The 13,346-nt window shown below is 67.1% G+C and carries 10 protein-coding genes; 6 read left to right on the forward strand and 4 right to left on the reverse strand.

Translation table 11 applies throughout. The features are described from left to right. Positions 1-16 precede the first annotated feature (16 nt). From ASF98_RS16705 to ASF98_RS23795, 3 genes are read right to left on the reverse strand one after another with little or no spacing between them, the layout of a single operon-like run. A complete protein-coding gene (locus ASF98_RS16705; RefSeq protein ID WP_055804006.1) occupies positions 17-1,768 on the reverse strand; it encodes a DUF5719 family protein in 1,752 nt (583 codons plus the stop codon). Next, on the reverse strand, positions 1,761-5,120 hold the full coding sequence (locus ASF98_RS16710; RefSeq protein ID WP_055804008.1) for a glycosyltransferase family 2 protein: 3,360 nt from the start codon (positions 5,118-5,120) through the stop codon (positions 1,761-1,763). The genes ASF98_RS16705 and ASF98_RS16710 overlap by 8 nt, the downstream gene beginning before the upstream one ends. Before the next feature lie 29 nt (positions 5,121-5,149). Further along, entirely contained in the window at positions 5,150-5,695 is a 546-nt protein-coding gene (locus tag ASF98_RS23795) for a WhiB family transcriptional regulator (RefSeq protein WP_082506901.1), read from the reverse strand. A gap of 403 nt (positions 5,696-6,098) precedes the next feature. Here ASF98_RS23795 and ASF98_RS16720 point away from each other — a divergent pair, with 403 nt between their 5' ends. Then, positions 6,099-6,803 carry a TIGR03089 family protein gene (locus ASF98_RS16720; RefSeq protein WP_055804011.1) on the forward strand — a complete coding sequence of 235 codons (705 nt, stop codon included), beginning with the start codon at positions 6,099-6,101 and terminating at the stop codon, positions 6,801-6,803. A 7-nt stretch (positions 6,804-6,810) separates the two neighbouring features. Here ASF98_RS16720 and ASF98_RS16725 read toward each other — a convergent pair whose 3' ends face one another. Beyond that, positions 6,811-7,380 (reverse strand): GtrA family protein, encoded by a 570-nt coding sequence (locus tag ASF98_RS16725; protein WP_055804013.1) that lies wholly within the window; start codon positions 7,378-7,380, stop codon positions 6,811-6,813. A gap of 230 nt (positions 7,381-7,610) precedes the next feature. Between ASF98_RS16725 and ASF98_RS16730 the strand changes: the two genes are divergently transcribed. The 5 genes from ASF98_RS16730 to ASF98_RS16750 all read left to right on the forward strand — a co-directional run bounded on the left by ASF98_RS16730 (position 7,611) and on the right by ASF98_RS16750 (position 13,264). After that, on the forward strand, positions 7,611-8,759 hold the full coding sequence (locus ASF98_RS16730) for a 5-(carboxyamino)imidazole ribonucleotide synthase (protein ID WP_055804015.1): 1,149 nt from the start codon (positions 7,611-7,613) through the stop codon (positions 8,757-8,759). Beyond that, positions 8,756-9,349, forward strand: coding sequence for a 5-(carboxyamino)imidazole ribonucleotide mutase (purE, locus tag ASF98_RS16735; RefSeq protein ID WP_055804018.1), 594 nt, complete (start codon positions 8,756-8,758; stop codon positions 9,347-9,349). The genes ASF98_RS16730 and purE overlap by 4 nt, the downstream gene beginning before the upstream one ends. A 7-nt stretch (positions 9,350-9,356) precedes the next feature. Further along, a complete protein-coding gene (locus ASF98_RS16740; RefSeq protein ID WP_055804021.1) occupies positions 9,357-11,000 on the forward strand; it encodes an LCP family protein in 1,644 nt (547 codons plus the stop codon). A 61-nt stretch (positions 11,001-11,061) separates the two neighbouring features. Further along, positions 11,062-12,312: a mannose-6-phosphate isomerase, class I gene (manA, locus tag ASF98_RS16745; RefSeq protein WP_055804025.1), complete on the forward strand. Its 1,251-nt coding sequence runs from the start codon at positions 11,062-11,064 to the stop codon at positions 12,310-12,312. 4 nt (positions 12,313-12,316) lie between these two features. Then, positions 12,317-13,264: a lipid II:glycine glycyltransferase FemX gene (locus ASF98_RS16750; protein ID WP_055804028.1), complete on the forward strand. Its 948-nt coding sequence runs from the start codon at positions 12,317-12,319 to the stop codon at positions 13,262-13,264. The last annotated feature ends 82 nt before the right edge of the window (positions 13,265-13,346 follow it).

A 13,346-nucleotide genomic window follows, 5' to 3' on the forward strand; every position in this document is an offset into this window, starting at 1 on the left:
CGGCACTGGCTGGCTGCTAGTAGCCGAGCTTCACCGCGACCTGTTCCTGCCCCGCGGCGCCCGGCGCCACCGCCACTGCGCCGATGTCCGCGCGCCCGTCCTGCTCCAACAGCACGGTGCCGTACGCCGCATCGCCGGATGCTGATACGACGTACCCGAGCACCGCGGAATCGGCCACTTCGGCCGGCACCTTGATGACCGCGGTGGTGCCGCCTGCGATGTCCGCGGCGGCGGCCGTGCGGACCTTGCCGTCAGCTGTGATGGGCGTGTAGGTGATCTTGGCCCGGCCTTCGGGTGCACCGAAGACCAGGTAGCGTTCTCCACCACGCGGCACCGCCACCACGTGCTGGCTTCCGAGCCTGGCGGATGACGGCGACCACGCAAAGTCCGTGGCGCCGTCCGACTTGAGGCCTCGGGTGACGCGCGCCGCAGCGGCGAACGACACGTCGGAACTGGCCGCAACGGTGTATTGGCCGGCCGGAACACCGGCCAGCGAAACCTCGGTCACGGACCCGCCCTTGGCCGTCACTACGCCGCCGCCCGGCAGTGCCTTTTGCCCATCACGGCTGTACAGCTTGATTTCCACTACGGCGTCCGCGGGGCCGGGGACAGCGATCTGCAGCGCCGCCGCGGCGTCCACAAAGCCCTGTTTGGCAATGAGTGCCTTAGTGGAGGCCGGGTCCTGGATGTCCAGTCCGGACATGACCTGCCGTGTCGCCGGTGCCGCGCCGGGCACAATGAAGTCCACGCCGCCGGGAGTCAGCCCCCTCAGGACACTCTGCTGGATAACGGCGGCGACCGGTCCGCCGGCGCTCCGGGCGTGGATGCTGAGCTTTGGCTGGCCAGGCGCCAGTCCTGCCAGCACGATTGAGCGGGTGGTTCCCGGTGCAACCAGGAGTCCGCGGCTGCCGGGAGCCTGGATCCGGCCCTCGGCGCCGTACAGGTCCAGGCTGACTGTTGCCGGTGTGCTGGAGGCGTTGCTGAGGTTTAGTACAGCGGTCCGCCCCAGCGATGTGTTCGCCCCTACAAGCCACAGGTCGTTCGACGGTGCCTGGCAGCCGGCCGCGGCCAGGCCCTGCAGGTCACCGTCGGTGGCGGTGTAGCTCATCACGCCGCCGGCCGTGGCCTGCTGGTTGCCTGCCGCGTCCGCACTCAGGACGCTGACGGAATCCACCGAGCGCTCGGACACGACCCCTGCCAGCAACGCAGGAGGAGCGGTGGCAGCGGTAGGGCTGCCGGGATCCTTGGCGATCTCAGCCAGCGGATTCCCGTTGAGTTCGGCGAGCCTGCTTCCGGGCAGCACTCCTGCGTTGGTGCTCAGCACTGCCCCGTTGACCAAGGTCTTGGCGGTGGCCGATTCCGGGCTGAACTGCGGGTCGGTCCCCACTGGCGTGCCCTCCAACAAGCGGGCGGGTCCGGGGCAGATCCCCACGTTGCTTCCCGCGGGTACTGCCGCCAAGGGTGCTTCGAGCGTACGGCTGCCGGAGCTTTGCGGGCCCATCGACGCCGCCGCCACCAGGCTTCCGGCGGCGGCCACGATCACCACTGCCCACGTCAGCCCGGCCACCGTTCCGCGCACGGCCGTCCCGCGGGCCTTGAATCCCTTCAGGCGGCCGGCCGCGGGCGCGGATCCTCCCGCATGGTCAGCCGTGTGGTCCGCGGTACCTGCCGGCGCGTCTGAACCTTCTGGTCCCGCTGTTGGTCCGGCGGCGGAGGCGACGTCTTCCTTATGTGCCGGCGGCACGCCGTCGTTCCCGTCCTTATGCATGCTGATGTTCCTTACGCAGGGAGCCTTCATCGCGGGAGAGGCCGGTGTTCGGCCGGCGGGCGGGCATGGGGATGGCGAGCAGCACAGTCAGTCCAATGACGGTGGCCTGGACAACGGCGGTCCACACCGCCCACGGGTTTTCGTAGCGGATGGTGAGCTGGCCCGCCTGGGCGGGGAGGGTGAACGCCTGGGACCAGCCGGACGTTGTGGACGTCAGGCGCCTGCCGTCCAGCCATGCGGACCATCCCGGATCCGCACGTTCGGCGAGAACCACGAGCCGGCCTTCCGGCCCTTCCGGAACAGCGGCATCAACCGATTCCAGTCCCGAGGGCAGGAGCCCTATCGCGGCTCCGGCACCGTCCACGATGCGCACCCGGTGGGCGACATCCGCGGCGTCGATGACGGGCTGGTTCAGCGGGCTGATCCGCCAGAGCCAGCCGACATTTGTTTGCCCCACCGCCACCAGTCCGGGCACGGCATCCATCCGGCTCGCGGTCAGCTGCGCGGCGGTGTCCGAGGACCGGAGGACAACGAAGCCTGCCCCCAGCCGTTCCAGCTCAGGGCGCGGGTCAACGCCCTGGCCGGCGACCACTGTGGCCACGACGCTGCGCAGGGCTGCGGTGACGGCGTCGTCATCCCTCACGGTCTCCTTGCCCGGGTCGCCCATAATGTTGCGGGCGGCCGCAATGGTGGACAATCCGTCCAGGGTGGTCCCGGCCCCCCTCACGATCGAGGCGCTGAAGCTGCCGTCCTCAGCCGTGTCAATAACCAGCGTCCGTGTCTGCTCCGGCCCCTGGCCGCGATCGATGGCCGTTGCCGGCAGCGTGCGGGCGGTGGTGGAAGCAATCTGCCGCGGGGTTCCCCACGGGGCCGTTGCCGAGGCCTCAGGGGCAGGTCCGGCTGGTGCAGCCAAGGAGGCGGACTGCAACAGGTTCTGGGCCGCCCAGGCGCTCAGTCCGGCCACGGGTCCGGCCACCAGCAACACCATGGCAAGGACGGACATGGACTTGAGCGCGATCCGGCGTGCAGCCGGCGCGGCGGCCGTCCTCTCTGCGAAGCAAAGCAGACCGTCGGCCCCGATCAGGGCGGCCCCCAGCAGCAGGAATCCGGACGCAGACACGGCAGGTCCCGTAAAGGGCGTGACCAGGGTGTCGGCGCTCGCGCCGGTGGCGACGTGGCCGGCAAGCCAACCGCCCGCGAGGATGATCAGCGCAGCCACCCACAGGGCACGGGCAACGCGGGTGCGTTTGCCGGGGACAAACAATGCTGCCGTCGCGAGGGCCAGTACCGGGAAACCGACCAGGAGGGCAAGGAGCAGCGCCCACGGGACGGCAGATCCGTCGAAAACCGGAAGGCCGGCCAAACCGCCGTCGGCATCAAAATGCAGCGGCTGTCCCAGCACCTGCTGCCATAACGGCGCGCCATCAAAACCGAGCGGCACGCCGGGGTCGGCCAGCAGCGCACGCGGGCGGTCGAGGACGGAGAACCCGAAGGGAACGAAAAGCGCTGCACTCGGCAGCAACGCCCACCAAACGGTGCGCCCGCGCCTGCCCAGCAGGATCCCTGCCAGGACAACCACGGCGGCGGACGGAACCAGCAACGACGGCGCCGCCGCTGCCACCACAGCCAGCGCCAGGCCGGCCGCAGCTGCGGCGGTCCACGATGGCATCCCGTTGACGCCCGGCTTGGCGGGAGGCTTTTCCAGGAACCGGCGGTCCCCCGGCTCGGGGACCGCAAAGCGCCCCTGGCCCCGGGCAGTGCCGGTGGCACGCAGCAGGCCCACCACGAGCAGCGGAATCATGATGTGCGCTACCAGCGCACCCAGACGTCCCTGGTTCAAAGCAACCTGCAGGGCGGGCGCCCCGCCCCACACGAGTGCAGCCACGAGGCGGAACCGCCGCCGCGTGGTCAGGCCGCCGGCTGCAAACCAGGCAGCGAGGCCGGAGAGGGGCATGGCCAGGAGCAGCAGCCAGGCCAGGGCGCTGTTGGCATCGCCGCCGCCGGCGATGCCAAGAACCCACAGGAGAAGGGCGAAGGGGTCGCCGTGGCCGGGAAGTCCGGCGCCCAGCCCGATCCACCAGCTGGTGGCGTGGTGCCAGATGTCCGAAACCTTCGACGAGACCGGAATAAGGCCACCACCGGAAACGGCTTCCGCACGGAACAACCCCGAAAGCCCAATCAGCGAGGCAGCAGCTGTCAGGATCACGGCCAGCAGGGCGCCGTTGCCCACCCAGCCGCGGTCCGACGTGGTCAGCGCGGCGAAATCATCCGTGGAGTCACCGCTGGGCTGTTCGGCCAGCGGATCGATCCGCGCCGAGTCCGCGTCCTGGTCGTCGGAGCCCAAAGCTTCAATGAGAGAACGCCGGTGTGCCCAGACTTCGCGCCGCGGGGTCTGGAGTCCCTTGATGACCGAGCGGCGGATCCGTCGCGTCCGTGCTGCCTCGCGACGCCCGCGGATCACCGCCGCAGGACGGCCAAGCGCCACAAACGTCGCCATGAGCTGGGAAAATCCGTGGCCGGGATCCTTGACCGCAATGCTCAGGACAAGCTTGAAGAAACTCCCCAGCAGTGCCCCCGCCGCGTGCAGCGGCACCTTCCACCACACGGTGTGCTTGAGGCGCAGGTGAACCTGCGCCTTGCGGGCCGCGCTGGCGCTCCCCAATGCGTGCGGCCGGTGCGACACGTGGAACATCCGTGCGGTGGGCACCACCACCACACGGTGTCCGGCCAGGCGGTTGCGCCAGCAGAAGTCCACATCGTCCCCGGTGCCGGGCAGGGCTGCGTCAAAACCACCCAGTTCCTCCCAGACGTCCCGTCGAACCAGCATGCCGGCGGAGTTGACCGCGAAAGTGTCGCTGCGGCCGTCGTACTGACCCTGGTCGAGTTCATCCGCTTCAATGAGGGTCAGCCGCTCAGCCCAGCGGCTGGTGGAAAGTCCGACGTCGATCAGCCGGCGCCTGGCGTGCCAGTCCAGCTGCTTGCAGCCGGCCACCGTCACCGACGGTGCCCGCTCCACGGCATGGAGCAGCTCGGCAAGCGCTTCCGGCGCGGGCGCGGCATCATCGTGCAGCAGCCAGATCCATTCGGCGTCGGCCGTCGTCCGGTCACGGTCCCCGGGATCGTCGTTCCGGGGGGCCAACGCGGCCAGGCCGGCCTTGACGGCATCCCCCATCCCGGCCCGCCCCTGCTGGAAGGTGGTGACGTTGGCCTCGCCGAACGCCTGGTCCAGCAGAGCCAGGGAATTATCCCGTGAGCCGGTATCGACGCCGATGAAGGCATCAACGGGTCGGGTCTGCTCCGACAAAGCCGCCAGGGTCCTGGGGAGATAGTCACCGCCGTTGTGGGCGACCACAACGGCGGTGACATGTACTACTTGAAGAATTAGACCGCTCGCTTCCTCAGCCGACGGCGCTCGCGCTCGGAGAGGCCTCCCCAAATGCCAAAGCGTTCGTCGTTCGACAGTGCGTATTCCAGGCACTGCGAGCGTACGTTGCAGGCGCCGCATACTTTCTTGGCGTCGCGGGTGGACCCTCCCTTTTCGGGAAAGAATGCCTCCGGATCAGTCTGGGCGCACAATGCGTCCGTCTGCCAGCCGAGCTCGCCTTCGTCGTCGAAGTTCTGCTCGAAGGGTAGCCCGATCCAGACAGGTTGTGCGGTGGTTTCCGAGTGGAGTGTCTGCAGTTCCATCGGCGGATCGTGCAGATCGTTGTCCTGGTCGGGGTTGCCCGCCAGGAGTGCTTCATGCGCTGCCAGGAAGGCCGTGGCCTGGTCCTGCAGCAGATCGTTGGTGCTTTGGTTGTAACGCTCTGCGGCATCCGGATCGGCCGGATCTACATACCAATCACTTGGCACACCGCGCGAACGGTACTTTGCCGACGCCTGACCCGCGACGACTGCATCTTCATGGATACGCTCAACTTGCCCCATTATGGCGTCCCTCCTGATGTTGCTGCCCCTGACTGAATACCTGGACACTCGGTTGTGTGGCCCGTATCTGCGCAATGGCGTTCGATAACTAATTACACGTGTGTAAGTCGTTGGGAGTCAAGCGGCTGCCGGGATAATAATCAACTTCGTTCCCAATCCGCTGCCACGCCACGCCCATGAATTTTCGGACGACTCGCCGCCATCACGGGAATTTCGACAGCATACTGACTAGTTTTCTGGGAATTTGCCGGGAATCCCGGGAAATCCTCCGTCCACCGCGATTTAGGCAATCAAAGTGATCAAAAATGACGTGTCGCAAATCACACGGCCTTCGCGGTGGCCGCGTTCCCGTGGCCCCGCGCACCACCTCCCGCCCCGCCGGGCACCGTGGCAAGATGTTGGCATGAGCATCCCCGCAATCGACTTGATGACTGCACTGCGGTCCGGCCACTCCACCTCTCCCCGACTGACCTGGTACGGACCGGACTCCGAGCGGGTGGAACTGTCCGGCCGGGTCCTGGACAACTGGGTAGCGAAAACCAGCAACCTGCTGCAGGACGAACTCGATGCCGAGCCCGGGATACGGCTCCGGCTGGATCTGCCGGCGCACTGGAAGTCGATGGTCCTGGCCCTTGCCGCCTGGCAGCTCGGGATGGAAGTTGTCCTCGACTCCGGTGACGCAGAGCTCCTCGCCACCCAGTCACCGGAAGCTGGTAGCGGCGGTGCCGCCTTCGACGCCGTCATTGCAGTGCCGCTTCCGGCACTGGCCATGCGCTGGCCGGGCGATCTGCCGCCCGGCGTCGTCGACTTCGCCGCCGAAGTGCGTTCGCACGGCGACGTCTTTATGGCCCATCAGGATCCGGAAGGGTCACAGCGGGCCATAGTGTCAGCTGCCGGCACAGCACATACGCACTCAGAACTGCTCGAAGGCTTCGCCGCCACGCACGATACCGGCGTGCGGCTGCTGGTCCGGGCAGGCGAGGGCCTCGAGGAGGCCCTTGTCCAGTCGCTGGGGGCCTGGCACAACGGCGGTTCAGTCGTCCTGGTCCACCCCGACGTTTCGGTCACCGAGAAGCTCCTCAACGACGAACGCGTGCAGGGAGACTAGGCCCTAGCTAGCTGCGGGGCGGGGCGGGGAGGTCCGGATCCTGCACCTCGTCGGCGGGAACGCGGACGGCGTGCCTGTCCTGGTGGTGGTGCAGTTCGATGATCTCGTGGTCGTGCGAGAACGACGGTTCTTCGTCCAGTTCCTTGTTGAAGACGAGGAACCGGTAGGCGAAGAAACGCACCACGGTGGCCACGAGGATGCCGGCCACGCCGGCCAAGAAGAGCATGTTCTTGTCCGTGATGCCGAGCGAATACTTGGCCAGGGCAGTGAAGCCGGTGGAGATGCCGATACCGATGCCGTTGATCAGGATGAACATAAAGAATTCGCGGATCACATTGTCCTGGCGGCGGTGGCGGAACGTCCAGAACCGGTTGGCGATCCAGGAAAAGACCGTGGCAACCGATGCGCCCACGAACCGTGCCTTGGCCTCGCTGTCAGTCATCGGGCCGTGCATCAGGTAGTAGGTCAGGCCGTTGTCGATCACGAAGGCGACACCGCCGACGGCGCCGAACTTGGCCACCTCACGCCAAAAAAGCGAGGCGAGTCCGCGCAAACGTTCTGCAAGTGTGTAAATCATGACCCTCCATGGCCGTCTGAGATTTCGGGCCACAGGGCCGAGTACCCATTTTAGCCCGTTAGCTGGAAACAGTCTGAACGGGCGACGCAACGCAGGCTCCCGCTGGTTCGAAATATCGCAAATTCCGGGCCGAAACGGTGGTGAAGCCCGGAACTCCCCTGCTCTTCTGTAGGCTGGTTCTTGTGACTTTTCCAGTAATAGGCGTAGTTGGCGGCGGCCAGCTTGCCCGCATGATGGCCCCCGCCGCAACGGCCCTGGGCTTTGAACTACGCGTCCTGGCCGAGGGCGAAGACGTGTCCGCCGTGTCCGCCGTGCCGACGTCGCCGGTTGGTGATTACAAGGACCTCGACGCCCTGCTGGAGTTTTCCCAGGGCCTCGACGTCATGACGTTTGATCACGAACACGTCCCGAACGACCATCTGCGTTCGCTGCAGGAGGCGGGCGTCAACGTGCAGCCCGGGCCCGACGCGCTGGTGCACGCACAGGACAAACTGGTGATGCGCGCCGCCATCGACCGGCTGGAGCTGCCGAACCCCGCGTGGGCCTCCGTTGCCGACGTCGATGCCCTGATTGCTTTTGGCGAGCAGACCGGCTGGCCGGTGGTGCTGAAGACGCCCCGCGGCGGTTATGACGGCAAAGGCGTCCGCATGGTCGGCTCGGCTGAGGAAGCCGCCGAAACCGCCGACTGGTTCGCGGCCATGTCTCCCCTGCTGGCCGAGGCCAAGGTGGAATTCAGCCGCGAACTGTCCGCACTCGTCGCGAGGACACCGAACGGTGAATCCCGCGCGTGGCCGGTGGTCCACACCATCCAGGTGGACGGCGTCTGCGACGAAGTGATCGCCCCCGCCCAGGACATCCCGCTCGAGGTGGCCGCGGCCGCGGAAGACGCGGCCATCCGCATCGCCAACGAACTGGGAGTCACCGGCGTCATGGCCGTGGAACTCTTCGAAACTCCCGGCGTCGGGTCCGGCTTCCTGATCAACGAACTCGCCATGCGTCCGCACAACACCGGCCACTGGACCCAGGACGGATCCGTCACGAGCCAGTTCGAACAGCACCTGCGCGCGGTACTGAACCTCCCGCTCGGCGCCACCGACGCCCTGGGGCCGATTGTTGTGATGAAGAACTTCCTCGGCGGAGACAACCAGGAACTGTTCTCGGCATATCCGCTGGCCATGGCGAGCGAGCCGGCCGCGAAAATCCACTGCTACGGCAAAGCCGTCCGGCCCGGAAGGAAGATCGGCCACGTCAACCTGGTGGGCGCAGCCGCTTCCGACGTCGACTCCGTCCGGCAGCGCGCCACCACCGTCGCCAACATCATCAGGGACGGCCGTGCTCCGGCCCGAACAGCACCAGGGAACTCCGAGGAGACCGTATGAGCACGCCTGCAGCAGCAATCCACCCGGCTGAAACCGACGCCGCGGCGCCGATCGTCGGCCTCGTGATGGGCTCCGACTCGGACTGGCCGGTCATGGAAGCCGCAGCCGAGGCCCTGGCCGAGTTCGGCATCCCGTTCGAAGCCGATGTGGTCTCGGCCCACAGGATGCCCACTGAAATGATCCGCTACGGCCAGACAGCCCACGAGCGGGGACTGCGCGTCATCATCGCCGGAGCCGGCGGCGCGGCCCACCTGCCCGGCATGCTGGCATCCGTCACCCCGCTGCCGGTCATAGGCGTCCCCGTACCGCTGAAGACGCTGGACGGCATGGACTCGCTGTTGTCCATCGTCCAGATGCCCGCCGGAGTTCCGGTGGCCACGGTGTCGATCGGTGGCGCACGGAACGCCGGCCTGCTGGCCGTCCGGATCCTGGCCTCCGGCACAGACGACCTTGCCCTCCGCCTGCGCGATGACCTGATCGAGTTCGCGCAGGAACTCAACGACGTCGCCACCCGCAAGGGCGCGACGCTGCGGCACAAAGTGAGCGAAGTGTTCTCCGACGGCAACGTCGTTCTCCGGGGCAGCCGTTAGGAATCAGATGACCACCAGCCACTCCCGTCCCAAGGCACCGCAACCGGCTTTAACGGACCCCGTCCGCAATCCGGTGAATGCCCCGGCGCCCGTGAGGACCAAACGCGCGTTTGTCCTCCTGGTGCTGACCCTGTTCGTCCCCGGCAGCGCCCAGATCGTGGCCGGCGACCGCAAATTGGGAAGGATCGCCCTCCGCGTGACGCTGGGCGCATGGGGACTGGCGATCGTGGCACTGGTCCTGCTGCTGGTGAACCGCACGCTCCTGATTGGTATCCTCACCAACACGGTGGCTTCACTCCTGATCATCGTCATCCTCATCGCCCTCGCCATAGGCTGGGCCGCGCTGTTCGTCAACACCCTCAGGCTCATCCGGCCGGTCCTGCTGGCGCCCGGAATGCGGCCCATCGTCGGCGTCGCCCTGGTCCTGGCAATGGTGCTCAGCAGCGGCACGCTGGGCTACGCGGCCTACGTGTTGAATGTGAGCCGGAACGCCATCGGCAGCATCTTCTCCGCCGGACCGGCCATTGATCCCGTGGACGGCCGCTACAACTTCCTGATGATGGGCGGCGACGCCGGAGACGACCGCACGGGCCGCCGTCCGGACAGCCTCTCCGTCCTCAGCGTCGACGCCAAGACGGGCCAGACCGCCATCATCTCGGTGCCGCGCAACCTGCAGAACGCACAGTTCAGCGAAGGCTCGCCGATGCGGCAGATCTACCCGGACGGCTACGACTGCGGCAACGAGTGCCTCATCAATGCCATCAACACCGAAGTGACCAACGAGCACGCGGACCTCTATCCCGGCGTCGCCGATCCCGGCGCCCAGGCAACCCTCGAGGCTGTCTCGGGCACGCTCGGCATCACCGTCCAGGCCTACGTCCTGGTGGACATGGACGGCTTCGCCAAGCTCATCGATGCCATGGGCGGCATCAGGATCAAGGCCGGCGGCTGGGTGCCGCTGAGCGGCGACATGGTGGACGAGGCCAACGGCATCCACGGCATGCCCCTTGGCTGGATCCCGGCCGGCGAACAGCACCTCAACGGCTACCACGCGCTCTGGTACGGACGCTCCCGCGAATTCGTTGATGACTACGCACGCATCCAGCGTCAGCAATGCGTCCAGCAGGCCATGCTGAAGCAGCTGGACCCGGCAACGCTCCTCGCCAAGTTCGAGGACATCGCCAACGCGGGCACCAAGGTGGTTGACTCCAACATTTCCGCGAGCCAGCTGGGCAGCTTCGTGGACCTGGCCATGAAAGCCAAAGGCAAGGAAGTCAGCCGGCTGACCATTGGACCGCCGGACTTCGACGCCTCGTTCTCGACCGTGCCGGACTTCGACCAGATCCACCAGAAGGTGGACCAGCTGTTGGCCGCACAGTCCGAAAAGTCGGCAGGTGCGGCCGGGGATTCCGCCGAAGGGAACAGCACCGTGCAGGCCGGAACGGCCCCAGGCCATCTGATGGCGGCCGCACCGGCGGCGCCCCTGACGCAGCCGGCGCCATCGCCGTCGTCGTCGGACTTCACACCGGTGACCACCACCCCCGACGGCGAGCCGATCACCGAAGAGATGCTCAACCAGTTCAAGCGTGAGGGCAACGAGCAGGCGATCCGGGACCTTGTGGCCACGAACGGCCAGTGCCGCCCGTTGTAGGCGCCCCCTGCCCGACCGCCTGACGCCGTAACTGCTGCAATGAGATAAAGGACACCTGGCTGTGTACGAAATTGAGAATGTCCTCCGGCCCTACGCCTGGGGCTCCACCACGGCCATTGCCGGCCTGCTCGGCAGGCAGGCCTCCGGTGGGCCGGAAGCGGAGCTGTGGGTCGGCGCCCACCCGGATTCGCCGTCCGTGGCACTTGCGGCCGACGGCGGTCCGCTGGCTTTAGATGCGCTAATCAGCTCCGATCCGGGCCACCACCTGGGAAGCGCCAGCGTGGCGGAGTTCGGCCCACGCCTGCCGTTCCTCCTCAAGGTCCTGGCCGCCGAGAGTCCGCTGTCGCTGCAGGTACACCCGACGCTGGAACAGGCACGGGCGGGCTTTGCCCGCGAGGAGGCTGCCGGCGTCGACCGTTCCGCGGCGGAGCGGAACTACAAAGATGACAACCACAAGCCGGAGATGATCTTCGCCCTGACGCCGTTCGAGGCGCTCTGCGGCTTCCGTCCGGCCGCGTCCACGCGCGCGCTCTTCGAGCACCTGGCCACGTCCATGCGCGTGATGTCGCTGGAGGTTCCGCACGTGTTCCTCGACGTTGCCCAGGACCTCGCTGCCCCGGTGGAGCACGACGGCCTGAAAGCCGCGTTCACCCGGCTCATCGGCGGCGGCCACGCCGTCTCGCACGCCGTGCGCGAACTTGTGGCAGCACTCAAGGCCGGGCTGCCGATGTCCCCGTACCAGACCGAGCTGTCCACGGTGGTCAGCCTGCACGGCCACTACCCCGGCGATCCCGGAGTGCTCATCTCGCTGCTGCTGAACAGGATCTCGCTTGCCCCCGGCGAGGCCGTCTACCTGCCGGCCGGCAATGTTCACGCGTACCTGCACGGCCTCGGCATCGAGGTCATGGCGTCGTCGGACAACGTGCTCCGCGGCGGGCTGACGCCGAAGTTCGTGGACGTTCCCGAACTGCTGGCTACTGTGGAGTTCGAGTCCGTGGGCGTACCAATGCTGGCCGCTGAGACGTCCGAGCTGGGCCAGGAACTCTACCGGCCCCCGTTCCGTGAATTCCAGTTGCAAAGGATCGAATTGGAGCCCGACGGCGGCCCCGTCCCGCTGGCACAGTCCGGCGCGGCTGTGATCATTGTGGTCTCCGGCTCCGTGCTGCTCGACTCCCCCAAGGGCGATCTCCATCTGGACCGCGGTGCGAGTGCGTTCCTTCCGGCCGCGGAGGCGCCGGTCAACGTACACCCAGCAGCGGGCTCCGCGGGGACCGCCGTGGCCTTCGCCGTGACCACTGCCGTAGGGGCTTGATCCGGTGGAATACTTCCTGCAGACCCCGCAGTGGGCCGATGTCCAGCGATCCCTCGGGCGCACGGTGCACGAACAGTCGGGTCCCGGCTGGAGCTTCCTCGCCGTGGAGGAGAAAAACCCGGCGGGCAAGGTGCTTTACGCCCCATACGGCCCAATTGCTGATTCACTCGAAGCATTCGACGCCGCGTTGGCCGCCTTGGTGGCACTGGCACGCAAGTGCGGTGCGGCCTTCGTCCGGATCGAGCCGGTCAGCGCCGGATTCGAAAACGCGGCATCCGAAACCGTACTGCGCAGCCGCGGCCTGCGACCTGCTCCCGTCAACCAGCAGCCCGAGCTGAGCTGGATCGTGGACCTGGACCGGGACTTCAAGGAGGTCCTGGCCGGTATGAAGCCCGTCAACCGGAACCTCTACCGGAACATCCACAAAAAGGACGTGACCTTCCGGACGTCGCAGGATCCCGAAGAGATCCGCGTGTTGTTGAATTTCCTGCACATGACGGCCAAGCGGAGCGGATTCAAGCCGCAAAGCGATGAGTACCTCAGCCAGGTGGCCCGGTCCCTCATGCCTGCGGGCGCGGCCACGCTGTTCATCGCCGAACGCCACGGCGGCCCCATCGCCGCAGCTCTGGCCTACGATTCCGCCGACACCCGCACCTATGCGCACGCAGCCCTGGACGACTCACACCGGAAGCTCAGCGCGGGCATTCCGCTGTTGGTGACGCTCATGGCGGATGCCAAGGAGAAGGGCCTGAAGTACGTCGACCTGTGGGGCGTGGCACCGGAGGATCAGCCGAACCACAAGTGGGCCGGGTTCACGGCGTTCAAGAAGTCCTTCGGCGGGCGCGAAATCGCCTACCCGGGCACCTGGGACCTGCCCGTGAAGAAACTCCGCTACGGCGCCTACCAGCTCGCCCGGAAGACCCGCGAAAAGCTCCGCGAACTCCGCAGCTGACGCTGAACACCCACGCGCTCTACAAGCGCGAACTGAGCGTGAACTTAGCGCGAACGGACACTTGCGGCCCTCCGCACGAGCG

This window comes from Arthrobacter sp. Leaf337 (genome assembly GCF_001423745.1).
GTDB lineage: Bacteria > Actinomycetota > Actinomycetes > Actinomycetales > Micrococcaceae > Arthrobacter.